Source organism: Escherichia sp. E1V33, from assembly GCF_004211955.1.
Classification (GTDB): Bacteria; Pseudomonadota; Gammaproteobacteria; order Enterobacterales; family Enterobacteriaceae; genus Escherichia.
Window position 1 is genome coordinate 124554 of sequence record NZ_RHJI01000010.1, and the last position, 24678, is coordinate 149231.

Genomic DNA, 24678 nt, shown 5'->3' on the forward strand with positions numbered 1-24678 from the left:
TCATTCTTTGCCTGGAAGTTTCTTCCATGCGACGTTGTTACGTAAATAAACCGGTTCGGCATGTTCCACCGCCACCGTTTTACCCTCGGCAAACATCTGACAAGCAATCGGCAGCATATCTTCTGCAGCGGGCAGTAAAACTTCTCCGTCGCGCAAAACCAGCCCGCTCTCTTTACCGAGATCTGGCCAGGCTTGCCAGCCTGTACCCACGGTCACCCATTCACCAGAAAGCTGCAGCATCCGCTCATGGGCTAATTCAGGTTTCAGTACGGCTTCGGTGTCTTCACCATGCCAGATACCGTTTTCATCACGCTGGTATTCGGCCCAGTAAACTTCGCCCATTCGTGCATCAATAGCTGCCAGTACGCGGGTTGCGCCAGTTTTGCGCCATGCCCCTTGCGCCATTGTCATTAGCGTGGAGACGCCAATCATCGGTAGTTCCGCGCCAAGTGCAAGCCCTTGCGCAATACCAATACCGATGCGCACGCCGGTAAAACTGCCGGGGCCGCGTCCGTAAGCCAGCGCATTTATGTCAGTCAGGGAGGTCCCGCTGGTGGTCAGGATATCCTGCACCATCGGTAAGATTCGTTGAGTATGTTCACGAGGGCAAAGCTCGAAATGAGCATTGACAGTACCGTCGTTCCACAGGGCGACAGAGCAGGCCTCTGTCGCAGTATCGATAGCCAGAATTCGCATGGGTCTTCGTGCTTAGATCAATAAAAAGGCGCGCATTATACCATACTCCATCACAAATTACCCGGAGGATGGTATCGCCAGAAAGCGAACTGCACGGGCAATATCACGGGTACGCGGCGCGGGCGGCAGGCTGGCAAGGAAAGTGGCGCCATAAGGGCGCATCACCAGCCGATTATCGCAAATCACCAGCACGCCGCGATCGTCGGCGTCGCGAATCAGTCGCCCTACTCCCTGTTTGAGAGTAATGACGGCATCTGGCAGTTGCACTTCATCGAACGGATCGCCACCGCGCAAACGGCAATCTTCCATTCGCGCTTTTAACAGCGGGTCATCCGGCGAAGTAAACGGCAACTTGTCGATAATCACCAGCGACAACGTATCGCCACGAACGTCCACACCTTCCCAGAAACTGCTGGTTGCCACAAGAAGCGCGTTACCGGCACTGACAAACTGCTGCAACAGTTGGCCTTTGCTGGTTTCCCCCTGCAACAACACGGGAAGCGTCATGGTAGCACGGAACTGCTCGGCCAGATCGCGCATCATGGCGTGCGAGGTACAAAGCATAAAACAACGACCGTTGTTAGCCTCGATGATCGGTCGCAGCATTGCCGCCAGTTGACGTGCGGAACCCGGCTGATTGGTTTGCGGCAGATTGCGCGGCACACAGAGTAACGCCTGGCGACTGTAGTCAAAGGGACTTGGCAACAGCAACGACTCGGCCTGTTCGATGCCTAGCCGCGAGGTGAAATGATGCAGATCGTCATTCACCGACAGCGTTGCCGAGGTAAAGATCCAGCTACCGGGCTTTTGCGCCATTAATTCTTTGAATTTATCCGCCACGCTTAACGGCGTCAGCGCCAGGGTAAAATGGCGCGAGGTGCATTCATACCAGTAGCTGTAACCCGGCTGGTTGATCTCTTTCAGCCGTTTAAGCCGCGTGCGATAAAGGGTGGCGCGTTCAAATGCTGCATCCAGCAAGGCGGAACGCCCTAGTGACAGTTTCGCCACGTCATAACAGAGTTCAAGAGTGTCATCGAGCAGTAAAAACGCCCGCTGAATTTGCGGGTTTGCTAACAGTTCGCGCAGATTACCGCGATAACCTGGCTCGCCGAGTTGCAGACGAAAATCCTGTGCACTCTGAGCAAGGCGGTCGGCGCATTTTTGTAACTGCTGGGTGTCTTTTAATTCGGTGCGATAGGCGATGGTGATGTCTTTCGCTAAATCAAGCAGTTGTCGACTGGAGAGCGACTGACCAAAGTACTGGCTGGCAATGTCCGGTAGCTGGTGGGCTTCGTCGAAGATCATGACGTCTGCTTCTGGGATCAGTTCGCCAAATCCGCTCTCTTTCACCACCATATCCGCCAGAAACAGATGATGGTTTACCACCACCACATCGGCGTCCATCGCTTTTTTGCGTGCTTTAACCACAAAGCAATCTTTATACATCGGGCAATCGCTGCCGAGACAATTATCGTTGGTGCTGGTGACCAACGGCCACGCCTGCGAATCTTCCGCCACGCTAACGCAGGTGCTGATATCGCCATCTACCGTCTGATTTGACCAGGAGCGCAGGAGGATCACATCACTTAAGGTTTGTACTGGCAAATCGCCGCCCGCCAGCGCCTGTTGTTCGAGACGTTCGAGGCAGAGATAGTTTGAGCGCCCTTTTAGCAATGCTACGTTGCCAGTGAATTTCAGCGCCTTTGCTACTGTCGGCAAATCGCGGCTGTAGAGCTGATCCTGCAACGCTTTTGAGCCGGTTGAGATAATGACTTTCTTTTTCGCCCGCAGCGCAGGTGCCAGGTAGGCATAGGTTTTACCCGTACCGGTTCCCGCTTCCACCACCAGCGGCTGGCTTTTTTCAATCGCCTGGGTCACAGCGACTGCCATCTGTCGCTGTGGTTCACGAGGCTTAAAGCCTGGTATCGCTTTCGCCAGTTGACCGTCTGGTGCAAAATCGTCCGTCACACTACCCCCTGTTGATTTGAACAGGGATTATGTCAGGCCCGGTTGGTTTTCGCCAGTTGAAGTGGTGACTGCGACCTCACATTGTGGCAGTCTTTGCAGCACAAAAATGGAAAGTTAACGAGGACATAATGATGACTATCGTTCGTATCGACGCTGAAGCCCGCTGGTCTGATGTGGTGATCCACAACAACACGCTCTACTACACTGGCGTACCAGAAAACCTCGATGCTGATGCTTTTGAGCAAACCGCCAACACGCTGGCACAAATTGATGCCGTGCTGGAAAAACAGGGCAGCAATAAATCGAGCATTCTGGATGCCACCATTTTCCTTGCCGATAAAAACGACTTTGCGGCAATGAATAAAGCATGGGATGCCTGGGTTGTCGCGGGTCACGCGCCGGTGCGCTGCACGGTGCAAGCGGGCCTGATGAATCCGCAGTACAAGGTTGAAATTAAGATTATCGCGGCGGTTTAATTTCAGAAAAAGAATTCTATTTCTGCAAAAGCCTCACAATAATTTATCTAAAACACTGGCCGATTTTGAATTAAACGGCCAGTGTTTTAGATGTGTAATGCACCTTCAGATCATTTATTCTTTATTTTTATTGATTCGGTGTTATTTATACAAAACTGATATTAATCAGCAAAATCAAATTATTATGTTAACTCCCTGATTAGCCTACTCTGAACTTCTTCCTGCTCTCTTTCTTGCTTGAAAACTCGGGCTGAAGCGTTTCTATTTGCAGTTAATTTGCGGTACATCACTACATAACCGGCTATGACCTGCTACCTTTAAAATACCTGAATGTCAATAGGTTAACTAATGAGATATCGTTATAATCCCTTTGATATTGGACGCAATTTAAGGTCATATATAGCCTTATTGTTCACATGGTTAATTTTAAGGAAAAGAATATGCCTGCAGTAATAGATAAAGCTCTGGATTTTATTGGTGCCATGGATGTATCAGCACCAACACCAAGTTCTATGAATGAAAGTACGGCGAAGGGAATATTTAAATATTTGCATGACCTGGGTGTACCCGCCAGTTCCGCCGATATTACTGCGCGAGCCGATCAAGAGGGCTGGAATCCAGGATTCACGGAAAAAATGGTAGGATGGGCAAAAAAAATGGAGTCTGGTGAACGCATTGTGATTAAAAACCCAGAATACTTTTCATCGTACATGCAGGAAGAACTCAAAGCACTGGTATGAGTTAATTCTCTATCAGCAAAAATTGACCTGGACGCTTTTGTTGACCACATAAAAGCGTCTTTTTCTTGCCATCATTAACCCCGCCAAATTCAATCAACCAACACAGCCCCGTAAATCTTTGGATCAAACTCTGCGGGCCAGACAGTTCGTTTGTCATAATGCGCCCCGTTAAAACAAACATTCTGAAGATGTGTCGATGAAAAATTAGCGCCTCTTAAATCGGCGTCGGTAAAATCTGCCCCATAAAGTCGTGCAAGACTAAAATCAGCAGCAATGGGTCGTGACTGAGCAAAATTACAATTCGTCAGATCGGCGTGATTTAACCAGGCACACATCAGTGCGCTGGACGAGAGGTCGGCCCCAATAAGGGAAGCGTTGATAAAACTGATATTACGCAGATGCGCATCATTAAACCGCGCGCCGTCCAGGCATATACCGTCAAAAATGGCACGATGTAAGTTCATGCCGGAAAAATCCCAGCCGATGAGGCTATCCGTATCAAGATACAGGACGTCATCCGTGACGAAATCGATACGGATCATTTTGTATTACTCGTCTTCATCCTCAAAACGCGCCACAATCCGTTCGCCGGAATGGTTAGCACGCAGCTCTTCTGCCACCAGCGCGATTGCCTGACCGCTGCTCATCCCCTGTGCCATTAGTTCCTGAATACGCTCAACGGCTTTTTGCTGCTGTTCATGGGTGAGTAAAGGTAAACCTGCAAACATTGTTAACTCCTGCTAAATTGTTGGCGCTAATTATTTCATGCTACCCGGCACATAGCCAGTAGAGTCAGGACTGATGAAGACGTTATCTCCCGCTGTGATTACTTTACCCTGGCGTCAGGACGCCGCTGAATTCTATTTTGCCCGCTTAAGCCACCTGCCGTGGGCGATGTTATTGCACTCCGGCTACGCCGAACATCCATATAGCCGCTTTGATATTGTGGTCGCTGAGCCAATTTGCACTTTAACCACTTTCGGTAAAGAAACCGTTGTTAGTGAAAGCGAAAAACGCACAACGACCACTGATGACCCGCTACAGGTGCTCCAGCAGGTGCTGGATCGCGCAGACATTCGCCCAGCGCATAACGAAGATTTGCCATTTCAGGGCGGCGCGCTGGGGTTGTTTGGCTACGATCTGGGCCGCCGTTTTGAGTCACTGCCAGAAATTGCGGAACAAGATATCGTTCTGCCGGATATGGCAGTGGGTATCTACGACTGGGCGCTGGTTGTCGACCACCAGCGTCAAACAGTTTCTTTGCTGAGTCATAATGATGTCAATGCCCGTCGGGCCTGGCTGGAAAGCCAGCAATTCTCCCCGCAGGAAGATTTCACGCTCACTTCCGACTGGCAATCCAATATGACCCGCGAGCAGTACGGCGAAAAATTTCGCCAGGTGCAGGAATATCTGCACAGCGGCGATTGCTATCAGGTAAATCTCGCCCAGCGTTTTCACGCGACCTATTCTGGCGATGAATGGCAGGCATTCGTGCAGCTTAATCAGGCAAACCGCGCACCGTTTAGTGCCTTCCTGCGTCTGGAACAAGGTGTGATTTTAAGCCTTTCGCCAGAACGGTTTATTCTTTGTGATGCCGATGAGATCCAGACCCGCCCGATTAAAGGCACACTCCCTCGTCTGCCCGATCCTCAGGAAGATAGCCAACAAGCAGCAAAACTGGCGAACTCACCGAAAGATCGCGCCGAAAACCTGATGATTGTCGATTTAATGCGCAATGATATCGGCCGTGTTGCCGTACCTGGCTCAGTAAAAGTGCCTGAACTTTTTGTGGTAGAACCCTTCCCTGCTGTACATCATCTGGTCAGCACCATAACGGCACGCCTGCCAGAGCAGTTGCATGCCAGCGATCTGCTGCGCGCTGCTTTTCCCGGCGGCTCAATCACCGGCGCGCCGAAAGTGCGGGCAATGGAGATTATTGATGAACTGGAACCGCAGCGACGCAACGCCTGGTGCGGCAGCATTGGCTATTTAAGCTTCTGCGGCAATATGGATACCAGCATCACCATCCGCACGCTGACGGCGGTTAACGGGCAGATTTACTGTTCCGCTGGTGGCGGCATCGTTGCTGATAGCCAGGAAGAAGCGGAATATCAGGAAACTTTTGATAAAGTTAATCGTATCCTGAAGCAACTGGAGAAGTAAGACGTGGAATACCGTGGCCTGACGCTTGATGATTTTTTATCGCGATTTCAACTATTGCGTCCGCAAATTAACCGGGAAACCTTAAATCATCGTCAGGCTGCCGTGTTAATCCCCATCGTCCGCCGACCGCAACCGGGCTTGTTGCTGACTCAGCGTTCCATTCATCTGCGTAAACACGCTGGACAAGTCGCATTCCCTGGAGGCGCAGTCGATGACACGGACACGTCAGTTATCGCCGCTGCGCTACGTGAAGCCGAAGAAGAGGTCGCCATACCGCCTTCAGCCGTTGAGGTTATCGGCGTGCTGCCCCCTGTCGATAGCGTAACGGGCTACCAGGTCACTCCCGTGGTCGGCATTATCCCGCCAGATTTACCGTATCGCGCCAGTGAAGATGAAGTCTCCGCCGTGTTTGAAATGCCGCTCGCCCAGGCGTTACATTTGGGCCGGTATCATCCTTTGGATATCTACCGCCGTGGCGATTCGCATCGGGTATGGCTTTCCTGGTACGAACAGTATTTTGTATGGGGAATGACCGCAGGCATAATTCGTGAACTGGCGCTGCAAATTGGTGTGAAACCCTGACTATACTTATCTTTACATCTACAAAACACTACTTGAGACAATCATCGCAATATTAGTTAAATCGCGGTTTTTGATTAGTTTAATTCATGTGAATAGTTAAACCTGTCGCCGCGTTCCCTCTTACACTATGCGCTGTTATTAGTTCGTTACTGGAAGTCCAGTCACCTTGTCAGGAGTATTATCGTGATTAGTCTATTCGACATGTTTAAGGTGGGGATTGGCCCCTCATCTTCCCATACCGTAGGGCCTATGAAGGCAGGTAAACAGTTCGTCGATGACCTGGTCGAAAAAGGCTTACTGGATAGCGTTACCCGTGTCGCTGTGGATGTTTATGGCTCACTGTCATTAACGGGTAAAGGCCACCATACCGATATCGCTATTATTATGGGTCTTGCAGGTAACGAACCTGCCACCGTGGATATCGACAGCATCCCCGGTTTTATTCGCGACGTGGAAGAGCGCGAACGTCTGCTGCTGGCGCAGGGTCGGCATGAAGTCGATTTCCCTCGTGACAACGGAATGCGTTTTCATAATGGCAATCTGCCGCTGCATGAAAACGGCATGCAGATCCACGCTTATAACGGCTATGAAGTCGTTTACAGCAAAACGTATTATTCCATCGGCGGCGGTTTCATCGTCGATGAAGAACATTTTGGACAGGATGCTGCCAACGACGTCAGCGTGCCTTATCCGTTTAAATCAGCAACCGAACTGCTGGCTTACTGTAATGAAACCGGCTATTCCCTTTCCGGCCTGGCGATGCAGAACGAACTGGCGCTGCACAGTAAGAAAGAAATCGACGAGTATTTCGCCCATGTCTGGCAAACCATGCAGGCATGTATTGATCGCGGCATGAATACCGAAGGCGTATTGCCTGGACCGTTGCGCGTGCCTCGTCGTGCGTCTGCCCTGCGCCGTATGCTGGTTTCCAGCGATAAACTGTCTAACGATCCGATGAATGTCATCGACTGGGTAAACATGTTTGCGCTGGCAGTTAACGAAGAAAACGCAGCGGGTGGGCGTGTGGTAACTGCACCGACTAACGGTGCCTGCGGCATCGTTCCTGCAGTGCTGGCATACTATGACCACTTCATTGAATCGGTCAGCCCTGATATTTATACCCGCTACTTTATGGCGGCCGGAGCGATTGGCGCACTGTACAAAATGAACGCGTCTATTTCCGGTGCGGAAGTCGGTTGCCAGGGCGAAGTGGGCGTTGCTTGTTCAATGGCTGCGGCGGGTCTTGCAGAACTGTTGGGCGGTAGCCCTGAACAGGTTTGCGTGGCGGCCGAAATTGGCATGGAACACAACCTTGGTCTGACTTGCGATCCGGTTGCTGGTCAGGTTCAGGTTCCGTGCATTGAACGTAACGCCATTGCATCAGTGAAGGCGATTAACGCCGCGCGGATGGCTCTGCGTCGTACCAGCGCACCACGCGTCTCACTGGATAAAGTCATCGAAACGATGTACGAAACAGGAAAGGATATGAACGCTAAATATCGCGAAACCTCACGCGGTGGTCTGGCGATAAAAGTCCAGTGTGACTAATACTTTATCCTCGCCCATCTGCAACGGATGGGCGAATTTATCCTCGCTTTCTCGTCTGCTGTAATTTTCCCCACTACACTTCCACTGTTGCGTCAGGCGTTTGTCGCCATACGCTTACCGGGTGGCCCGCATGCAAAAAGCACAACGGATCATTAAAACCTATCGCCGTAATCGAATGATTGTTTGTACGATTTGTGCACTCTTTACATTTGTGGCAACACTAAGCGTGCGATTTATTTCACAGCGGAACTTAAATCAGCAGCGGGTAGTGCTCTTTGCCAATCACGCCGTCGAGGAATTAGACAAAGTCCTGCTTCCACTTCAGGAAGGTAACAACGTACTGCTTCCCCTGATTGGACTCCCCTGCTCTGTCGCCCATCTCCCCTTACGCAAACAGGCGGCAAAACTGCAAACTGTACGGTCAATTGGCCTGGTGCAAGACGGCACGCTTTATTGTTCCAGCATTTTTGGTTATCGCAATGTCCCCGCTGAGGATATTCAGGCTGATTTACCCGCTCCGCAGCCCCTTTTACGCCTGACTACCGACCGCGTATTGATTAAAGACAGCCCGGTATTGATTCAGTGGACGCCTTTACCAGGCAATGGCAGAGATGGCGTGATGGAGATGATCAACATCGACCTGTTGATGGCTATGTTGCTGGAGCCGCAATTGCCGCAAATAAGAACTGCCAGCCTGACGGTGGCCGACCGCCATTTACTCTATGATGACGGTCTGGTTGATTCTTTACCTCCACTTAATGGCAATGAACGTTATCAGGTTTCATCACAGAATTTTCCTTTTATCATCAGCGTTAGTGGACCTGGTGCGACGGCGCTAGCGTTGCACTATCTTCCCAGCCAGTTTCCACTAGCGGTACTGTTGAGTTTACTGGTAGGTTACATCGCATGGTTGGCCACGGCCCATAGAATGAGCTTTTCGCGCGAGATAAATCTCGGGCTGGTGCAGCGCGAATTTGAGTTATTTTGCCAGCCCCTGCTCAATGCACGCTCGCAGCAATGTATTGGTGTAGAGATATTGCTGCGCTGGAATAACCCGCGTCAGGGATGGATCTCGCCGGATGTATTTATCCCCATTGCGGAAGAACATCACCTGATAGTGCCGCTTACCCGTTATGTGATGATGGAAACCATCCGTCAACTCCACGTTTTTCCTATGAGCAACCAGTTCCACATCGGCATTAACGTCGCCCCCAGCCATTTTCGCCGCGGCGCATTGTTAAAAGATCTCAATCATTACTGGTTTAGTGCTAACCCGATTCAGCCGCTAATCCTCGAAATTACCGAGCGCGATGCCTTGCTGGATGTCGATTACCGCATTGCACGTGAGCTACACCGAAAAAATGTCAAGCTGGCGATCGATGATTTCGGTACTGGCAACAGTTCGTTTTCATGGCTGGAAACGTTACGCCCCGACGTCCTGAAGATCGATAAGTCTTTCACTGCGGCAATTGGTTCAGACGCAGTTAACTCGACGGTGACCGATATCATCATAGCGCTGGGGCAGAGACTGAATATTGAACTGGTGGCGGAAGGTGTGGAAACGCAAGAACAGGCGAAGTATTTGCGCCGTCATGGAGTGCATATTTTACAAGGGTATTTATACGCGCAACCCATGCCGCTGCGTGATTTCCCGAAATGGCTGGCGGGCAGCCAACCGCCGCCCGCCCGGCATAACAGACACGTTACGCCCGTTATGCCATTGCGTTAGTGTTATTCGTCTTCATCGTGCGGCGGTTGCTCTTTAACAATACGAACCAGATCAACACGATAATCATTGGCTTCTACGATGGTGATATGCAGTGGTCCAACATCAATCACATCTCCTGCGCGAGGAATGTGACCATTTGCAGAAATTACCAAACCTGCAACCGTCGCAATATCATCATCATCGGCAAGGTGCTCAACATCAAGCGCCTGCTGTAAGGCATGTAAGTCTGTACCACCTTTTACCAACCAGCCATCGCCATCGGTAACAATTTCCGGCGTTTCATCTGCATCCGGGAACTCACCAGCAATGGCTTCCAGTACATCCAACGGCGTAACAAGACCTTGCACCACACCAAATTCGTTGGTAACGATAACAAAACTACCGCGAGCACGTCGCAACACACCCAACAAGTTAATAGGGTCAAGGGTTTCCGGAACGATTATCGCCGGAGAAGCCGAAGCAATCGCCGTCACGTCAACACCGACTTCCAGCGCCACCAGCAGTTCTTTAGCACGCACGATACCGATAATTTCATCCAGTTCACCACGACATACCGGAAACAGGCTGTGCGGTGAAGAGAGCAATTGCTGGCGGATTTCATCAACGCCAAGGTTAGCATCTACCCAACTGATTTCACCGCGTGGCGTCATAATGCCGCGAAGAGAGCGTGACGCCAAAGTCAGTACGCCGTTAATCATATAACGCTCTTCTTCGGCAAAGGCACCTTCTGGAACCGGAATTGCCACCGGGTTATCGGCATCGTGCTGAATATTTGCCTGACGTTTCCCACCCATCAAACGCAGAATGGCGTCGGCGGTACGCGCACGCAGCGGTAAGGTCGACTGATGGCGAATAAAGTTACGGCGCGCAATCTGGTTAAACACTTCGATGATGATCGAGAAACCAATTGCTGCATACAAGTAGCCTTTTGGAATATGGAAACCAAAACCTTCAGCTACGAGGCTCAGACCAATCATCAACAGGAAGCTCAAACAGAGCACAACAACTGTTGGATGCTGGTTAACGAAGCGAGTCAGCGGTTTCGATGCCAGCAACATAACCGCCATCGCAATCACGACCGCAGCCATCATTACCGGCAGATGGTTGACCATCCCTACTGCAGTAATCACCGCATCCAGCGAGAAGACAGCGTCAAGGATGACTATCTGTGTGACGACCACCCAGAAACTGGCATAACCTTTACCGTGACCGGAATCATGATCGCGGTTTTCCAGCCGCTCATGCAACTCGGTTGTCGCTTTGAACAGCAAGAATATCCCCCCGAACAGCATAATCAGATCGCGCCCGGAGAAAGAAAAATCCATTACGGTAAATAGTGGTTTGGTCAGCGTGACCATCCATGAAATAAGCGATAACAGCCCCAGGCGCATAATCAACGCCAGCGATAGCCCCAACAAACGCGCTTTATCACGTTGTTTTGGCGGCAGTTTATCGGCAAGGATGGCGATAAAAACCAGGTTATCGATACCCAGCACGATTTCAAGGACGACAAGCGTGAGCAGCCCCGCCCAAATCGAGGGATCCATTAAGAATTCCATGACAAGCTCCTGCTTAAGGAATAGCTAATCGGCGCCAGAAATAATGCAGGCGAAACGAGAAAATACAAACAAAAGGTGCGGCAAAAAATGCCAGTAAGGCAGGCGCTATATGGCCTGATGCTGAAGTGACGTCGGTGACGATCCATATTGCGGGCTGCAGCCCTATACTCCTTGGTTGTTAAACGGGAGTTAAACATATCAGAGAGATCGCTGATTTGGCAAAGATTTACCTTCCTTTGCAAATGAATGTGACAACATTTTTTCGTCTTTCGGAATTTTGTCAATTCAAAGTTAATTTACGGATCTTCATCACAAAAAATATTTTTTTCGATATCTAAAATAAATCGCGAGGCACAGGGGGTTTCTGGTTGTAGCCCTTATCTGAATCGATTCGATTGTGGACGACGATTCAAAAATACATCTGGCACGTTGAGATGTTAACAATAATAAGGAGGTAGCAAGTGACCATTGCTATTGTTATAGGCACACATGGTTGGGCTGCAGAGCAGTTGCTTAAAACGGCAGAGATGCTGTTAGGCGAGCAGGAAAACGTTGGCTGGATCGATTTTGTTCCAGGCGAAAATGCCGAAACGCTAATCGAAAAGTACAACGCTCAGTTGGCAAAACTCGACACCACTAAAGGCGTGCTGTTTCTCGTTGATACATGGGGAGGCAGTCCATTCAATGCTGCCAGCCGCATTGTCGTCGACAAAGAGCATTATGAAGTGATCGCAGGTGTTAACATTCCAATGCTAGTGGAAACGTTAATGGCTCGTGATGATGACCCAAGCTTTGACGAGCTGGTAGCACTGGCCGTAGAAACAGGCCGCGAAGGTGTGAAAGCACTGAAAGCGAAACCCGTTGAAAAAGCAGCTCCAGCCCCCGCCGCAGCGGCACCGAAAGCGGCCCCTGCTCCGGCAAAACCAATGGGACCAAACGACTATATGGTAATTGGCCTCGCGCGTATCGACGACCGTTTGATTCACGGTCAGGTTGCTACCCGCTGGACCAAAGAAACTAATGTCTCCCGTATCATCGTAGTTAGTGACGAAGTGGCTGCGGATACCGTTCGTAAGACACTGCTCACCCAGGTTGCACCTCCCGGCGTAACAGCGCATGTAGTTGATGTCGCCAAAATGATTCGCGTCTACAACAACCCGAAATATGCGGGCGAACGCGTGATGCTGTTATTTACCAACCCGACAGATGTTGAGCGTCTCGTTGAAGGCGGCGTGAAAATCACCTCAGTCAACGTCGGTGGTATGGCATACCGTCAGGGCAAAACTCAGGTGAATAACGCAGTTTCGGTTGATGAAAAAGATATCGAAGCATTCAAGAAACTGAATGCACGCGGTATCGAGCTGGAAGTCCGTAAGGTTTCCACCGATCCGAAACTGAAAATGATGGATCTGATCAGCAAAATCGATAAGTAACGTATTGTGTTGATTATCACTCAGTTTTCACACTTAAGTCTTACGTAAACAGGAGAAGTACAATGGAGATTACCACTCTTCAAATTGTGCTGGTATTTATCGTAGCCTGTATCGCAGGTATGGGATCAATCCTCGATGAATTTCAGTTTCACCGTCCGCTAATCGCGTGTACCCTGGTGGGTATCGTTCTTGGGGATATGAAAACCGGTATTATTATCGGTGGTACCCTGGAAATGATCGCTCTGGGCTGGATGAACATCGGTGCAGCTGTTGCACCTGACGCCGCCCTGGCTTCTATTATTTCTACCATTCTGGTTATTGCTGGTCATCAGAGCATCGGTGCCGGTATCGCGCTGGCAATTCCGTTGGCAGCAGCAGGCCAGGTTCTGACCATTATCGTTCGTACTATTACCGTTGCTTTCCAGCACGCTGCGGATAAGGCGGCAGAAAACGGTAACCTGACGGCGATTTCCTGGATCCATGTTTCGTCTCTGTTCCTGCAAGCAATGCGTGTGGCTATTCCGGCCGTTATCGTTGCGCTTTCTGTTGGTACCAGCGAAGTTCAAAACATGCTGAACGCCATTCCGGAAGTGGTGACCAATGGTCTGAACATTGCCGGTGGCATGATCGTGGTAGTTGGTTATGCAATGGTTATCAACATGATGCGCGCTGGCTACCTGATGCCGTTCTTCTACCTCGGCTTTGTAACCGCAGCATTCACCAACTTTAACCTGGTTGCTCTGGGTGTTATCGGTACCGTTATGGCGGTGCTCTACATTCAGCTTAGCCCGAAATATAACCGCGTCGCCGGTGCGCCAGTTCAGGCTGCTGGTAACAACGACCTCGACAACGAACTGGACTAACAGGTGAGCGAAATGGTTGATACAACTCAAACTACCACCGAGAAAAAACTCACTCAGAGTGATATTCGTGGCGTCTTCCTGCGTTCTAACCTCTTCCAGGGTTCATGGAACTTCGAACGTATGCAGGCGCTGGGCTTCTGCTTCTCTATGGTGCCGGCGATTCGTCGCCTCTACCCAGAGAACAACGATGCCCGTAAACAAGCGATTAAACGTCACCTCGAATTCTTTAACACCCAACCGTTCGTGGCGGCGCCAATTCTGGGTGTAACCCTGGCGCTGGAAGAACAGCGTGCTAACGGCGCAGAGATCGACGATGGCGCAATCAACGGTATCAAAGTTGGTCTGATGGGGCCGCTGGCAGGTGTAGGCGACCCAATCTTCTGGGGTACGGTACGTCCGGTATTTGCAGCGCTGGGCGCCGGTATCGCGATGAGCGGCAGCCTGTTAGGTCCGTTGCTGTTCTTTATCCTGTTTAACCTGGTACGTCTGGCAACACGTTACTACGGCGTAGCATACGGTTACTCTAAGGGCATCGATATCGTTAAAGATATGGGCGGCGGCTTCCTGCAAAAACTGACGGAAGGGGCGTCTATTCTCGGCCTGTTTGTCATGGGGGCATTGGTTAACAAGTGGACACATGTCAATATCCCGTTGGTCGTCTCACGCATCACTGACCAGACGGGTAAAGAGCACGTTACCACTGTACAGACCATTCTTGATCAGTTAATGCCGGGCCTGGTGCCGCTGCTGCTGACCTTCGCCTGTATGTGGCTGCTGCGCAAAAAAGTGAACCCGCTGTGGATCATCGTTGGCTTCTTCGTCATCGGTATCGCTGGTTACGCTTGCGGCCTGCTTGGTCTGTAAGACTGTTGTACACTACCGGGGCCTTTTGGCCCCGTTTTTTTATCTGGAGGATTAATGACAATCACGGAACTGGTACTGATTCTGTTCATCGCCGCACTGCTTGCCTTTGCGATATACGATCAGTTCATTATGCCCCGCCGCAACGGCCCCACCTTGCTTGCAATCCCTTTGCTGCGGCGCGGTCGCATCGACAGCGTTATCTTCGTCGGGCTGATTGTCATTCTTATCTACAATAATGTGACCAGTCATGGCGCACAAATTACCACCTGGTTATTAAGTGCTCTGGCGCTGATGGGTTTTTATATATTCTGGATCCGCGTTCCGAAAATTATCTTCAAACAGAAAGGTTTTTTCTTCGCCAATGTCTGGATTGAATATAGCCGGATAAAAGCAATGAACTTATCGGAAGATGGTGTCCTGGTCATGCAATTAGAACAGCGTCGGTTGTTAATCCGCGTTCGAAATATCGACGACCTGGAGAAAATTTATAAACTTCTTATTTCCACTCAATAAGTTACATCTTTAGCCAAAGCTATGTTAAGTGTATTTTTAATAACCAGACATAGCTTAGGCTATATTATCTCTTCGATAATTTGTTATTTATTTTAACGTTTCATTGATATATAAATCTAAATGAAAATCGTTATCAACAAAATAATGAAATAATATATTCCCCCCATTGTTTTATATTCTCAAAATATGTTAAGGTTGCGCCCTCATTTGGGGAGTAGCCGATTTCCAGACTCCGGAAATGTACGTGTCAACATACTCGTTGCAAAACGTGGCACGTACGGACTGAACATTTTCAGTCAGGCGAGACCATATGCACATCAATCGCTATGCCTGCATGAACGCGTCTTGTCGTTCATGTGTGCATGTTTGCGGGGGGCGGAGATGTGTTTTATGGATACCCCGGTCAGGACGTTGTCATGAATATCACTGCTACTGTTCTTCTTGCTTTTGGTATGTCGATGGATGCCTTCGCTGCATCAATCGGTAAAGGTGCCACCCTCCATAAACCGAAATTTTCTGAAGCCCTGCGAACCGGCCTTATTTTTGGTGCCGTCGAAACGCTGACGCCGCTAATCGGCTGGGGGCTGGGCATGCTGGCTAGCCGCTTTGTCCTTGAATGGAACCACTGGATTGCGTTTGTGCTGCTGATATTCCTCGGCGGGCGAATGATTATTGAGGGTTTTCGCGGTGGAGATGATGAAGATGAAGAGCCACGCCGCCGTCATGGCTTTTGGTTGCTGGTGACTACCGCGATTGCCACCAGTCTGGATGCGATGGCAGTTGGTGTAGGTCTGGCCTTTCTGCAAGTCAACATTATCGCAACCGCGCTGGCTATTGGTTGTGCAACGTTGATTATGTCGACATTAGGGATGATGATTGGTCGCTTTATCGGCTCAATTATTGGGAAAAAAGCGGAAATTCTCGGCGGGCTGGTACTGATCGGCATCGGCGCCCAGATCCTCTGGACGCACTACCACGGTTAATTTGTTCGCTGCCAGAGGTGAATATTAAAGTCCGTCTGGCAGTCGAATACTTCTTTTGCTGCCAATGTTTGCCAGACATCTGGCTTCGCACGCCAGGCGAACGGCGTCATCTGTAACAACGCGACGGCTTCATCGCCGCGAAGACGCATCGGATACCGCAGTTCATCGCTCTGCTGTAATGCAAAACCTTCCAGTTGTTCAGTATGAGGCGCATGCAGAAGTACTTCGTCGTAAATCAGCCCTTTCAACTCCATTAAATGTCGTGGCCCTGGAGTAACGGTAATTACCCACCCGCCCGGTTTCACGACACGCGCTAACTCTTCTGCTTTGCATGGCGCGTAGATGCGAATAATGGCATCCATACTGGCGTCGGCAAAAGGCAGACGGTGGCTGGAAGCGACACAAAAGGTAACCTGCTTATAGCGTTTCGCCGCAGCTTTGATTGCAACTTTAGAGACATCAAGACCAAAGGTTGTCACTTCTGGCAATGCATCGGCAAAAGCATGAGTGTAATACCCTTCCCCACAGCCTATATCCAGTACAGCCGTTGCGTGCTCATTAAGACATCCACCTAATTGAGCGACCATTGCATCACGAAGCGGCTGGTAATGACCGGCATCTAAAAACGCGCGTCGCGCCTGCATCATTTCCGCGCTGTCGCCCGGATCGCGGGATCGTTTATGTTGAACGGGCATGAGATTGACATATCCCTCTTTCGCCATATCAAATTGATGCCGCTGGGGACAGATATAGCTATTTTTTTCAAGCGATAGAGGCTGATGGCAAAGTGGACAGGAAAACGACATGAAAACTCCGGCAGGATACTAAATGCCGCAAGTGTAACGCGAATCGCGCTGCGGGCAAATATTCGAAGGTTGGAAGCGAACATTTAACAAAGTAAAAAGCCTCGTTTTTCGACGAGGCTTTATAGCGAGATTGAAGTGCGTTAACACTTCAGATCAGTGAATTCGATCAGATAGCGGTTACGTTAACAGCTGCCGGACCTTTCTGGCCGTCCTGAATTTCGAACTCAACGTTCTGGCCTTCGGCCAGAGTTTTGAACCCATTACCCTGGATAGCGGAGAAGTGTACGAATACATCTTTGCTGCCATCAGCCGGAGTAATGAAGCCAAAACCTTTAGACTCGTTGAACCACTTAACCTGACCTTTAATCTTTGCCATTTGAAAAATTCCTTAGATTGTTTTCTTCGCCCGCAGGCATTACAGAGATAAAACTGACACATTACTGCTTGAGGCACTAATATAAGGTTCGGCAGAGAAGCGGTATTCAACGACAACGTGTTTACTCAGGACTTCTTTACTGAAAATGCCACACATAAACAGAACTGTACCTCGTTTAACCCAAAGCTGTTATCACATACAACGTTAAATATGGCAAGCCATTTTTAAACATGTCTCGATCAGCTGCACAAATCTCGATACGCCTTCCACTATTTTGCACATTTATGCAACGGAATCCGTGTCGATATATCGAGACACTTAAGCATACCAGTACAAACAGATGCCTTATCTGATGTGGTTTCTACCATAGTTCAATAAGTTCTAATCTTCCAGCTCAGAAATACAATTTAATCACACAATGTGTGTGATATCACTTTTTATACTATGTAATGATAAAGCGTTATATAACTTTATCTCATAAAACAGTCAGTTAACAACATACACAGATACAATACTGAAGCCATATCCCAGGCATATTAATAATGTAAAATAAGAAAAAATGATGAATAGTAAAAAAATGAGGAGAGAAACGTTTCGCTTATAAACAATACTGTGATTAATCACTATTCCGATGCAAACATCCCAACAAGCCAGTACAAAAAATAACTTTTTCTGATGTCGAAATAAATGAATAAATAACAGGATAAATAATCAAAATCAAATAAAGGATTAATTTGAATCAATTGCATCATTATAGTGCATATAAGAATGATGAGATGAGTAACCCATCAACACAGGGTTACTCAAATTGCAGGAAGGATTACCGTTCTGCTACCAGACGAATAATATCTTCATCTTCAGCCGTTTTTTGGTTCTCTGTAACCTTTTCATCCGCTTTTTCAGGTTCGTTAGCTTCGCACAAGCGGCGTAACAGTACATTCTGCCGTTTTTGCTGCTCCAGCAATGCCTCAAGCAATTCAATCTGTTCGTTAGTCCGGGAACTGGCACGGTTGATGAAAAACCACAAGATGAGCCCAATAATGAGAACCACTACCGATACAACCAAAGACGCAATGTTCATCACGCCTGAATTTACAACTTCGTTCATTTAACCACCTCTAAGTAGAGGCGCCATTTTACCACTGCTACGCAGGAAGGAAATCTACTGATGAAAAAATGATATCACCACGGGATGAACTGATTGATGGCACAAATTCCGCTGAAAAATTGCACATCCTGATCGCACATTATGTTGAATACCTGCATCCATAGCAGCAAGAAAGCCAGCACAGCGACAATCAGAACGACCCATCGAAACTTTTTCACTCCAATCTCCGTTTAACCTATCTTCTGCCTTTAAACTATCATGTGTTAGTTAAACAACGCCTAACTATGTCGATATTCGTGCTTTTTCGGAATGATACGCTTGCTTCAGTCCATATTGCCGCTACGATTAAGCAAACAAAAAGAGAAGAGGTCGTAATGCGATTCATTATTCGCACAATTATCTTGATAGCACTGGTATGGACAGGATTATTACTCAGCGGATATGGCGTTCTGATTGGAAGCAAGGAAAATGCTGCCGGGTTAGGGCTGCAATGCACGTATCTCACCGCCCGAAGCACAAGCACGGTGCAATATCTGCATACGAAAAGCGGTTTTTTGGGGATTACAGATTGCCCGCTGCTACGTAAAAGCAATATCGTCGTCGATAATGATTGATAGATAACGGTACAAATATCCACACCAAAACTAATGGATATAAAGTCCTTTCATCTCCTGTTCGAACGATATCTCTATTAACATTATTTAATTCACACTAAATGAAGAACCTGTCTGGATTTCACGCAGACAGGTTCTTATTCTAATCAGAATGGATAGTCGTGATACCCCATTTGTGCGGATATTTTGCGCGCTGCCGTATGCAACATAGCCACATACTCCTGCAAACGTTCTTCAGAAAAACGCAGCGTCGGAAAGGAAATACTCAAGCCAGCAATCACCACACCAAAACGGTCAAACACCGGAACAGCGATGCAGCGTAGCCCTTCTTCTTGTTCTTCGTTATCTTCGCCGTATCCCTGCTCGCGGACCTGATCTAACACGGGTAATAACGCCTCTGTGCTGGTGATGGTCCGATCGGTACTGCGTTTATATTCCACGCCTTCAAGGATTTGCTTCACTTCATCGCGATCGCGCCAGGCCAGCAGCACTTTACCGATCGCAGTGCTGTAAAGAGGATTACGACGGCCAATCCGTGAATACATGCGCAAATTGTACATAGAGTCAATTTTGTGGATGTAAACAATGCTGTCTTCATCCAGTGCGCCAAGATGAATGGTTTCTTTGGTCAAACGGGAGATCTCTCGCATCTGGATATCTGCACTGCGAATAAGATCGACGTTTTGTAAAGCGCGAGCGCCCAGCTCAAACAATTTCAGGGTCAGAGAGTATTTCTCCGACTCCCCTTCCTGCGCGACATAGCCCAGGGTTTTCATGGTCTGTAAAAAGCGATAAACGGTGCTTTTTGACATCATGACGCGCTGTGACAGCTCGGTTATCCCTATTTCGCGCTCTTCCCCCAGCGCCTGCAAAATGCCAAAAACCTTCAGTACGGAAGATACAGAATCAGGTTGTTTATCCAGATCTGCGTTAGCCATTTATCACCTCATTGCGAGTGTTTTATAAAAATTAGAACTGTTTTTTATTATAATTTCGCGCCAGGGTGGTCGCAATCCATCTTTTGCCGGTTAGTTACAATTCTGCGACATTCACCGTGAATATCAGTGCTAAAATCATACCCCTGTTGATTATTACCAAAAGATATAAAATTCCTATGCCAAAAGTTCAGGCCGATGGCCTGCCGTTGCCTCAGCGGTACGGCGCAATTTTAACCATTATTATTGGTATTTCGATGGCGGTTCTTGACGGAGCTATTGCCAATGTCGCCTTGCCAACCATTGCAACCGATCTCCACGCCACGCCAGCCAGTTCCATCTGGGTGGTGAATGCCTACCAAATCGCGATCGTTATCTCCTTACTCTCGTTCTCGTTTTTGGGCGATATGTTTGGCTATCGACGAATTTATAAATTCGGCCTGGTGGTTTTTCTACTTTCATCGTTGTTCTGCGCTCTTTCTGATTCACTGCAAATGCTAACCCTGGCGCGTGTAATACAAGGTGTCGGCGGCGCGGCGTTAATGAGCGTCAATACTGCACTCATCCGCTTAATCTACCCACAACGTTTTCTGGGGCGAGGGATGGGAATTAACTCGTTCATCGTTGCTGTCTCCTCTGCTGCCGGGCCGACGATCGCCGCCGCAATCCTTTCTATTGCGTCCTGGAAGTGGTTATTTTTAATTAACGTACCGTTGGGCATTATCGCCCTTCTGCTGGCGATGCGTTTTCTGCCGCCAAATGGTTCTCGCACCAGCAAGCCGCGGTTTGACCTGCCCAGCGCCGTGATGAATGCGCTGACATTCGGCCTGCTTATTACCGCATTGAGTGGTTTTGCTCAGGGGCAATCGCTGACGCTGATCGGCGCTGAACTGGCGGTAATGATAATTGTTGGTATTTTCTTTATTCGTCGCCAACTTTCGCTTCCCGTACCGCTGCTACCGGTAGATTTACTGCGTATTCCACTGTTTACGCTATCAATTTGTACCTCTATTTGCTCTTTCTGCGCGCAAATGCTGGCGATGGTTTCCCTGCCTTTTTATCTGCAAACTGTACTTGGGCGTAGTGAAGTTGAGACAGGTTTGCTCCTGACCCCGTGGCCGTTGGCAACGATGGTAATGGCTCCGCTGGCAGGTTATTTGATAGAGCGCGTCCATGCAGGATTACTTGGTGCTTTAGGGCTGTTCATCATGGCGGCGGGACTTTTTTCTCTGGTCCTGTTGCCAGCTTCACCTGCTGATATCAATATCATCTGGCCGATGATCTTATGCGGTGCAGGCTTTGGGTTATTCCAGTCCCCCAATAATCACACCATTATTACCTCCGCCCCGCGTGAGCGTAGCGGCGGTGCAAGTGGAATGTTGGGTACAGCGCGTCTGCTTGGTCAGAGTAGCGGTGCAGCTCTGGTGGCGCTGATGTTGAATCAGTTTGGCGATAATGGTACGCACGTCTCGCTGACGGCTGCGGCTATTCTGGCAGTGATCGCCGCCTGTGTCAGTGGTTTACGCATTACCCAACCGCGCACACAAGGCTAAAAAAAAGCGCGTCACCCAGGACGCGCTTTTTTAATATTTACTGCAAGTTACTTCAGGTATTCACCCGTACGCAGGGCTTCAATACGTTTATCCAGCGGCGGGTGAGTCATGAAAAGCTCACTCAGCGATTTGGACTTACCATTGATACAAAAAGCCATCATGCTGGTTGCTTCCTGCGGCTCATAGCTGGTTTTCAGACGCTGCAGCGCAGCAATCATTTTCTCACGACCAACCAGTTTGGCTGACCCTGCATCGGCATGGAATTCACGGTGACGCGAGAACCACATGGTGATAATGCTCGCCAGAATACCAAATACCAGCTCCAGCACCGTCGCAACCGCAAAGTAGATCAGCGGGTTGCCGTTGCTCTCTTCACCTTCATCACGGTTACCGCCCATAAAGCCTGCGGCAAGCTGCGCCAGAATACGTGAAATAAAGATAACGAAGGTGTTCACCACGCCCTGAATCAGCGTCATGGTAACCATATCACCATTAGCAATGTGGCTAATTTCGTGGGCAATTACCGCCTCGGCTTCATCCGGGCTCATGTTCTGCAGCAAACCGGTGCTGACAGCAACCAGAGAGGCATCACGACGAGCACCTGTCGCAAAGGCGTTGATATCCGGCGCATGGTAGATAGCTACTTGCGGCATAGCAATCCCCGCCTGACGGGCCTGGGTTGCTACAGTATTGACCAGCCAACGTTCCCTTTCGTTACGCGGTTGCTCGATCACTTCCCCGCCAACAGATCGTAATGCCATCCATTTGGACATCAGAAGCGAAACGAAGGAACCACCAAAACCGAACAGCAAGGCCATAATCATCAGCCCCTGAACGCTGCTCGACTGTATCCCTGTCAGGCTCAGTACCAGCCCGAAAACGACCATTACGGCCAGGTTCGTTAGCAGGAAGAGCGCGATTCGCATCATAATTTTCTTTTTACCTCAGTTTAACAAAACGCAATATGCGATACCCACATCGTATGGGTTACGCGACTATTTTCAAGTCTGGATAGAGCGTAAGTCACCAGAAAGACACAACTTTACATTTTGTAGCATCTGATTTACGGCATCTTGCCACTGTTAAAAAATCAGGCACAATTTCTTGTGCCTGATTGATGTTACTTGACGGGAGCGGGCTGTTCCGCTGGTCTGGATTTTTCCAGCTTCGCCAGATCGAGTGCGATATTCACTGTCTCGTCCAGATATGGATCTGGCTCCTTGTAATCTTTTGGCAAATCATCCAGCTTCTTCAATTCCGGTTTGCCTTCGCGTTTAAAGCGATCGTTCAAGCGCGCCAGACGCATCGCATCATCTTCATTGTTCTCTTTCTCACGCACAGCGTAATTCAGAGAAACAATATTGCGTTTGTCCTTCATGGCATTGAAACGAGCAATATCCTTCATGATGTTCTGGAATTCAGGATCCTTCGCAATGCGCGCATTATGTTCCTTCAGCAATTCCGGCTCAAACGCCGATAAATCGCCTGATTTCACATAAGTTGCAGCATCAATGCTATCCCACGGCAGCGCGTTATCTTCGAATTTCTCTCCCGTTTCCGTCTCTTCATTGCCCGTCGGCATGATGATATCCGGCGTCACGCCCTTACGTTGGGTGCTGCCACCGTTAACGCGATAGAATTTCTGGATTGTGTACTGTACTGACCCCAGCGCCGGCCATTCAGGACGTAACATCTGATCGTAGATACGATTCAGAGAACGATACTGCTGGACAGTGCCTTTGCCGAATGTCGGTTCACCCACAACCAGCGCACGACCGTAATCCTGCATCGCGGCAGCAAAGATTTCCGAAGCCGAAGCACTGAAACGGTCGACCAATACCACCAGCGGACCTTTATAGAACACCTGGCCGTCGGTATCACTGTCCTCGCGGACTTTACCATTGTTATCACGGACCTGAACAATCGGACCGGAAGGAATGAACAAACCAGAGAGCGATACTGCCTCGGTCAGCGCCCCGCCGCCATTGCTACGCAGGTCGATGACGACGCTGCTGACATTCTGTTTTTCCAGCTTCTGTAACTGAACTTTGACATCGTCTGTTAAGCCAACATAGAAGCCGGGAATATCCAGTACGCCCACTTTTTCTTTGCCGACGGTCTTCACAGACATTTTAACTGCGCGGTCTTCCAGACGAATGCGTTCACGCGTCAGCGTTACCGTACGGGTTTTAGTCCCTTTACCGGCAGGTAAAATTTCTAAACGAACTTTACTGCCCTTCGGTCCTTTGATTAAGGCAACGACATCATCAAGACGCCAGCCAATCACGTCAACCATCGGCTTACCGGTTTGACCAACACCGACAATTTTGTCACCAACGCTGATAGCCTTACTCTTCGCAGCCGGGCCACCTGCCACCATCGAATTGATAACAGTGTAGTCATCATCCATTTGCAGCACCGCGCCAATACCTTCCAACGACAAGCTCATTTCAGTATTGAACTGTTCGGTATTACGCGGGGAAAGGTAGTTGGTGTGCGGATCAATTTCGCGCGCAAACGCCGTCATTGCCAGCGAGAAGACATCTTCGCTGTTAGTTTGCGCCAGACGGCGAATGGCAAATTTGTAGCGACGAGTCAGGGTTTCACGAATTTCTTTATCCGTTTTTCCCGTCAGCTTCAGGCTTAACTCGTCGAATTTAACTTTGCTATCCCACAGCGCGTTTAACTCAGCCTCATTTTTAGGCCAGGGCGCTTTGCTGCGGTCCAGGTTATAAGTGTCGTTGCCGGTAAAATCCATCGGTTTTTCCAGTACCGACAAGGCGTACTGGTAACGTTCAAAACGGCGTTTTTGCGCCAGATTGTAGAGATCGTAGAAAACGTCAAGTTTACCGGAGCGTAGTTCATCGCCCAGCTCATTTTTCTTTTTCGCGAACTGTTCAACATCACTTGCCAGCAGCACATTGTGGCTGTAATCAAGCAGGTTCAGGTAGCGGTCAAAGATTTTGGCCGAGAACGCCTGATCGAGGTCGAACTGGCGATAATGGGAGCGGGTAAAGCGCGACGTTACGCGCTCACTCACCGTCGCATGCTGCGTCTCTTCCTTTAATACCGGAATCTGATCAGCACGCGTAATATCTTCTACTGCGAAGGTCTGGCCTGCTATTGCAAGCAGGCCAGCTAACGCGGTAAGCCTAAAAAACATGTTCAT

At 49.2% G+C, this 24678-nt stretch carries 27 protein-coding genes; 13 read left to right on the forward strand and 14 right to left on the reverse strand.

Features of this window, described 5'->3' with window-relative positions:
* Window positions 1-696, reverse strand: coding sequence for a tRNA (adenosine(37)-N6)-threonylcarbamoyltransferase complex dimerization subunit type 1 TsaB (tsaB, locus tag D9742_RS08700; RefSeq protein WP_130236637.1), 696 nt, complete (start codon window positions 694-696; stop codon window positions 1-3).
* A 57-nt stretch (window positions 697-753) separates the two neighbouring features.
* Entirely contained in the window at window positions 754-2664 is a 1911-nt protein-coding gene (locus D9742_RS08705; RefSeq protein WP_130236638.1) for an ATP-dependent DNA helicase, read from the reverse strand.
* Between the two features lie 131 nt (window positions 2665-2795).
* Here D9742_RS08705 and D9742_RS08710 point away from each other — a divergent pair, with 131 nt between their 5' ends.
* On the forward strand, window positions 2796-3140 hold the full coding sequence (locus D9742_RS08710) for a RidA family protein (protein ID WP_010376144.1): 345 nt from the start codon (window positions 2796-2798) through the stop codon (window positions 3138-3140).
* Between the two features lie 440 nt (window positions 3141-3580).
* Entirely contained in the window at window positions 3581-3880 is a 300-nt protein-coding gene (locus D9742_RS08715; RefSeq protein WP_240780467.1) for a DUF1889 family protein, read from the forward strand.
* An 89-nt stretch (window positions 3881-3969) separates the two neighbouring features.
* On the opposite strand, the gene D9742_RS08720 is transcribed toward D9742_RS08715, so the two are convergent.
* On the reverse strand, window positions 3970-4422 hold the full coding sequence (locus tag D9742_RS08720) for a pentapeptide repeat-containing protein (RefSeq protein ID WP_130236640.1): 453 nt from the start codon (window positions 4420-4422) through the stop codon (window positions 3970-3972).
* A 6-nt stretch (window positions 4423-4428) separates the two neighbouring features.
* Window positions 4429-4608, reverse strand: a complete 180-nt coding sequence (locus D9742_RS08725; RefSeq protein ID WP_130236641.1) for a YoaH family protein — start codon at window positions 4606-4608, stop codon at window positions 4429-4431.
* Window positions 4609-4681: 73 nt separating this feature from the next.
* Between D9742_RS08725 and pabB the strand changes: the two genes are divergently transcribed.
* From pabB to D9742_RS08745, 4 genes are all read left to right on the forward strand, one after another.
* A complete protein-coding gene (pabB, locus tag D9742_RS08730; protein ID WP_130236642.1) occupies window positions 4682-6043 on the forward strand; it encodes an aminodeoxychorismate synthase component 1 in 1362 nt (453 codons plus the stop codon).
* Between the two features lie 3 nt (window positions 6044-6046).
* Window positions 6047-6625, forward strand: coding sequence for a CoA pyrophosphatase (locus tag D9742_RS08735; RefSeq protein ID WP_130236643.1), 579 nt, complete (start codon window positions 6047-6049; stop codon window positions 6623-6625).
* A gap of 183 nt (window positions 6626-6808) precedes the next feature.
* Window positions 6809-8173, forward strand: coding sequence for an L-serine ammonia-lyase (gene sdaA / locus D9742_RS08740; protein WP_130236644.1), 1365 nt, complete (start codon window positions 6809-6811; stop codon window positions 8171-8173).
* A 130-nt stretch (window positions 8174-8303) separates the two neighbouring features.
* Window positions 8304-9902, forward strand: coding sequence for a cyclic diguanylate phosphodiesterase (locus D9742_RS08745; protein WP_130236645.1), 1599 nt, complete (start codon window positions 8304-8306; stop codon window positions 9900-9902).
* 2 nt (window positions 9903-9904) lie between these two features.
* Here the strand turns inward: D9742_RS08745 and yoaE are convergent, their stop codons facing one another.
* Together yoaE and D9742_RS23660 are read right to left on the reverse strand one after the other, a co-directional pair.
* Window positions 9905-11461 (reverse strand): CNNM family cation transport protein YoaE, encoded by a 1557-nt coding sequence (gene yoaE, locus D9742_RS08750; RefSeq protein WP_130236646.1) that lies wholly within the window; start codon window positions 11459-11461, stop codon window positions 9905-9907.
* Entirely contained in the window at window positions 11449-11607 is a 159-nt protein-coding gene (locus D9742_RS23660) for a hypothetical protein (protein WP_276319693.1), read from the reverse strand. Before D9742_RS23660 ends, yoaE begins: the two co-directional genes overlap by 13 nt.
* Before the next feature lie 315 nt (window positions 11608-11922).
* Here D9742_RS23660 and manX point away from each other — a divergent pair, with 315 nt between their 5' ends.
* From manX to mntP, 5 genes are all read left to right on the forward strand, one after another.
* Window positions 11923-12894 (forward strand): PTS mannose transporter subunit IIAB, encoded by a 972-nt coding sequence (manX, locus tag D9742_RS08755; RefSeq protein ID WP_130236647.1) that lies wholly within the window; start codon window positions 11923-11925, stop codon window positions 12892-12894.
* A gap of 62 nt (window positions 12895-12956) precedes the next feature.
* The gene (gene manY, locus D9742_RS08760; RefSeq protein ID WP_000406934.1) at window positions 12957-13757 is read left to right on the forward strand and encodes a PTS mannose transporter subunit IIC; all 801 of its coding nucleotides are present in this window, start codon (window positions 12957-12959) and stop codon (window positions 13755-13757) included.
* Window positions 13758-13769: 12 nt separating this feature from the next.
* Window positions 13770-14621: a PTS mannose transporter subunit IID gene (manZ, locus tag D9742_RS08765; protein WP_130236648.1), complete on the forward strand. Its 852-nt coding sequence runs from the start codon at window positions 13770-13772 to the stop codon at window positions 14619-14621.
* Window positions 14622-14675: 54 nt separating this feature from the next.
* Window positions 14676-15134, forward strand: a complete 459-nt coding sequence (locus D9742_RS08770; RefSeq protein WP_130236649.1) for a DUF986 family protein — start codon at window positions 14676-14678, stop codon at window positions 15132-15134.
* A 416-nt stretch (window positions 15135-15550) separates the two neighbouring features.
* A complete protein-coding gene (gene mntP, locus D9742_RS08775) occupies window positions 15551-16117 on the forward strand; it encodes a manganese efflux pump MntP (RefSeq protein WP_130236650.1) in 567 nt (188 codons plus the stop codon).
* Here mntP and rlmA read toward each other — a convergent pair.
* From rlmA to mgrB, 5 genes are all read right to left on the reverse strand, one after another.
* Window positions 16114-16923: a 23S rRNA (guanine(745)-N(1))-methyltransferase gene (gene rlmA / locus D9742_RS08780; protein WP_130236651.1), complete on the reverse strand. Its 810-nt coding sequence runs from the start codon at window positions 16921-16923 to the stop codon at window positions 16114-16116. The two genes, mntP and rlmA, sit on opposite strands and share 4 nt — an antisense overlap.
* Before the next feature lie 166 nt (window positions 16924-17089).
* The gene (cspE, locus tag D9742_RS08785) at window positions 17090-17299 is read right to left on the reverse strand and encodes a transcription antiterminator/RNA stability regulator CspE (protein WP_001062678.1); all 210 of its coding nucleotides are present in this window, start codon (window positions 17297-17299) and stop codon (window positions 17090-17092) included.
* A gap of 39 nt (window positions 17300-17338) precedes the next feature.
* On the reverse strand, window positions 17339-17455 hold the full coding sequence (locus tag D9742_RS08790) for a DUF2627 domain-containing protein (RefSeq protein ID WP_064529246.1): 117 nt from the start codon (window positions 17453-17455) through the stop codon (window positions 17339-17341).
* 664 nt (window positions 17456-18119) lie between these two features.
* Window positions 18120-18407: a YebO family protein gene (locus D9742_RS08795; RefSeq protein WP_130236652.1), complete on the reverse strand. Its 288-nt coding sequence runs from the start codon at window positions 18405-18407 to the stop codon at window positions 18120-18122.
* A gap of 74 nt (window positions 18408-18481) precedes the next feature.
* A complete protein-coding gene (gene mgrB / locus D9742_RS08800) occupies window positions 18482-18625 on the reverse strand; it encodes a PhoP/PhoQ regulator MgrB (protein ID WP_130236653.1) in 144 nt (47 codons plus the stop codon).
* A 156-nt stretch (window positions 18626-18781) separates the two neighbouring features.
* Here mgrB and D9742_RS08805 point away from each other — a divergent pair, with 156 nt between their 5' ends.
* Window positions 18782-19021, forward strand: a complete 240-nt coding sequence (locus D9742_RS08805) for a YobH family protein (protein WP_130208729.1) — start codon at window positions 18782-18784, stop codon at window positions 19019-19021.
* Window positions 19022-19167: 146 nt separating this feature from the next.
* Here the strand turns inward: D9742_RS08805 and kdgR are convergent, their stop codons facing one another.
* The gene (gene kdgR, locus D9742_RS08810) at window positions 19168-19959 is read right to left on the reverse strand and encodes a DNA-binding transcriptional regulator KdgR (protein WP_096849880.1); all 792 of its coding nucleotides are present in this window, start codon (window positions 19957-19959) and stop codon (window positions 19168-19170) included.
* A 176-nt stretch (window positions 19960-20135) separates the two neighbouring features.
* On the opposite strand from kdgR, the gene D9742_RS08815 reads away from it, so the two are divergent.
* On the forward strand, window positions 20136-21509 hold the full coding sequence (locus D9742_RS08815) for an MFS transporter (protein WP_130236654.1): 1374 nt from the start codon (window positions 20136-20138) through the stop codon (window positions 21507-21509).
* 47 nt (window positions 21510-21556) lie between these two features.
* On the opposite strand, the gene htpX is transcribed toward D9742_RS08815, so the two are convergent.
* Together htpX and prc are read right to left on the reverse strand one after the other, a co-directional pair.
* On the reverse strand, window positions 21557-22438 hold the full coding sequence (htpX, locus tag D9742_RS08820) for a protease HtpX (protein ID WP_000984517.1): 882 nt from the start codon (window positions 22436-22438) through the stop codon (window positions 21557-21559).
* Between the two features lie 191 nt (window positions 22439-22629).
* On the reverse strand, window positions 22630-24678 hold the full coding sequence (gene prc / locus D9742_RS08825) for a carboxy terminal-processing peptidase (RefSeq protein ID WP_130208453.1): 2049 nt from the start codon (window positions 24676-24678) through the stop codon (window positions 22630-22632).

Coding starts and splice junctions, on each gene's coding strand:
- manY (WP_000406934.1), top strand. CDS start 12,957: ATGGAGATTACCACTCTTCAAATTGTGCTGGTATTTATCGTAGCCTGT.
- rlmA (WP_130236651.1), bottom strand. CDS start 16,923: ATGTCGTTTTCCTGTCCACTTTGCCATCAGCCTCTATCGCTTGAAAAA.
- htpX (WP_000984517.1), bottom strand. CDS start 22,438: ATGATGCGAATCGCGCTCTTCCTGCTAACGAACCTGGCCGTAATGGTC.
- cspE (WP_001062678.1), bottom strand. CDS start 17,299: ATGGCAAAGATTAAAGGTCAGGTTAAGTGGTTCAACGAGTCTAAAGGT.
- D9742_RS08805 (WP_130208729.1), top strand. CDS start 18,782: ATGCGATTCATTATTCGCACAATTATCTTGATAGCACTGGTATGGACA.
- D9742_RS08710 (WP_010376144.1), top strand. CDS start 2,796: ATGACTATCGTTCGTATCGACGCTGAAGCCCGCTGGTCTGATGTGGTG.
- D9742_RS08815 (WP_130236654.1), top strand. CDS start 20,136: ATGCCAAAAGTTCAGGCCGATGGCCTGCCGTTGCCTCAGCGGTACGGC.
- manZ (WP_130236648.1), top strand. CDS start 13,770: ATGGTTGATACAACTCAAACTACCACCGAGAAAAAACTCACTCAGAGT.
- D9742_RS08720 (WP_130236640.1), bottom strand. CDS start 4,422: ATGATCCGTATCGATTTCGTCACGGATGACGTCCTGTATCTTGATACG.
- yoaE (WP_130236646.1), bottom strand. CDS start 11,461: ATGGAATTCTTAATGGATCCCTCGATTTGGGCGGGGCTGCTCACGCTT.
- pabB (WP_130236642.1), top strand. CDS start 4,682: ATGAAGACGTTATCTCCCGCTGTGATTACTTTACCCTGGCGTCAGGAC.
- D9742_RS08790 (WP_064529246.1), bottom strand. CDS start 17,455: ATGTGTGGCATTTTCAGTAAAGAAGTCCTGAGTAAACACGTTGTCGTT.
- prc (WP_130208453.1), bottom strand. CDS start 24,678: ATGAACATGTTTTTTAGGCTTACCGCGTTAGCTGGCCTGCTTGCAATA.
- D9742_RS23660 (WP_276319693.1), bottom strand. CDS start 11,607: ATGGATCGTCACCGACGTCACTTCAGCATCAGGCCATATAGCGCCTGC.
- mntP (WP_130236650.1), top strand. CDS start 15,551: ATGAATATCACTGCTACTGTTCTTCTTGCTTTTGGTATGTCGATGGAT.
- D9742_RS08715 (WP_240780467.1), top strand. CDS start 3,581: ATGCCTGCAGTAATAGATAAAGCTCTGGATTTTATTGGTGCCATGGAT.
- D9742_RS08795 (WP_130236652.1), bottom strand. CDS start 18,407: ATGAACGAAGTTGTAAATTCAGGCGTGATGAACATTGCGTCTTTGGTT.
- D9742_RS08745 (WP_130236645.1), top strand. CDS start 8,304: ATGCAAAAAGCACAACGGATCATTAAAACCTATCGCCGTAATCGAATG.
- tsaB (WP_130236637.1), bottom strand. CDS start 696: ATGCGAATTCTGGCTATCGATACTGCGACAGAGGCCTGCTCTGTCGCC.
- D9742_RS08770 (WP_130236649.1), top strand. CDS start 14,676: ATGACAATCACGGAACTGGTACTGATTCTGTTCATCGCCGCACTGCTT.
- D9742_RS08725 (WP_130236641.1), bottom strand. CDS start 4,608: ATGTTTGCAGGTTTACCTTTACTCACCCATGAACAGCAGCAAAAAGCC.
- kdgR (WP_096849880.1), bottom strand. CDS start 19,959: ATGGCTAACGCAGATCTGGATAAACAACCTGATTCTGTATCTTCCGTA.